The organism is Kitasatospora sp. NPDC085464, from assembly GCF_044541955.1.
In the GTDB taxonomy this organism is placed as follows: Bacteria; Actinomycetota; Actinomycetes; order Streptomycetales; family Streptomycetaceae; genus Kitasatospora.
Window position 1 is genome coordinate 1 of sequence record NZ_JBITTM010000127.1, and the last position, 1,103, is coordinate 1,103.

Annotated in this window: 1 protein-coding gene; it reads right to left on the reverse strand. The window is 73.3% G+C overall.

The window, feature by feature from the left end; translation table 11 throughout:
- Positions 1-1,103: APC family permease (locus ACIGG8_RS42885; RefSeq protein ID WP_396553998.1), on the reverse strand; the 1,103-nt coding region annotated here is incomplete at both ends.

Below are 1,103 nucleotides of genomic sequence, written 5' to 3' on the forward strand. Positions count from 1 at the left end.
GCGACGCCGGTGAGCAGCGCGCCGAAGCCGTTCAGCGCGGTCTTGCCCCGCCAGCCGGGCGGGCGGTGCAGGAGCCAGTGCCGGACCATGCCGACCTGGCAGATGGTGAAGCCGACGAAGACGCCGATCGAGAAGAGCGGTACCAGGCTGTTGACGTCCCCGCCGGAGCCGATCAGTAGCGCCGCCGACACCGCGGCCAGGAAGAGCACGCCGTAGCGGTACACCTGGCGGTCGGCGCGCAGGGCGAAGACGTGCGGGAGGTGGTTGTCGCGGGCGAGCAGGTCGAGCAGCACCGGTAGTCCGCCGAAGGAGGTGTTGGCGGCCAGGCCGAGCAGGACCACGGTGGCGAACTGGACGACGTAGAAGCCGATGCCGTGGCCGAGCGAGGCGTCGGCGAGCTGGGCGAGGACGGTGACGCCCTCGACGGGCTGGAGGTGGAAGCGGCCGATCAGCACGGCCAGCCCGATCAGCATCACGCCGAGCAGGGCGCCGAGCGCGACCTCGGTGTGCTGGGCGCGTCTGACCCGCGGGGTGCGGAACGAGGGGACGGCGTTGGCCACCGCCTCGACGCCGGTCAGCGCGGAGCAGCCGGCCGCGAAGGCCTTGAGCAGCAGCAGTGCGCCGACGGCGGTGGCGTTCTCGGCGAGCACCGAGGCGTGCCCGGCGGCGGCCGCGGTGCTGACCGGGGCGTCCCGGAAGAGGCCGACCACGATGATCGCCATGATGGCGAGGACGAAGACGGCCGTCGGCGCCATGAACCAGCGCGCCGACTCGGCGATCCCGCGCAGGTTCACCGCGGTGACCAGCACGAGCACGCCCAGGCAGAGCCAGACCCGCCGGTCGTACAGGCCCGGCACGGCCGAGGTCAGCGCAGCCACGCCGGCGGTGACCGAGACGGCGACGTTCAGGACGTAGTCGATCACCAGCGAGGCGGCCGCGGTCAGCGCCGTCCGGCGGCCCAGGTGCGCCTTGGCGACGGCATAGGAGCCGCCACCGTCCGGGAACGCCGCGATCACCTGCCGGTAGGACGCCACCAGCACCGCCAGCAGCACCGCGATCGCGGCGGTGACCGGCAGCGTGAAGCCCAGCCCGTACCCGCCGGC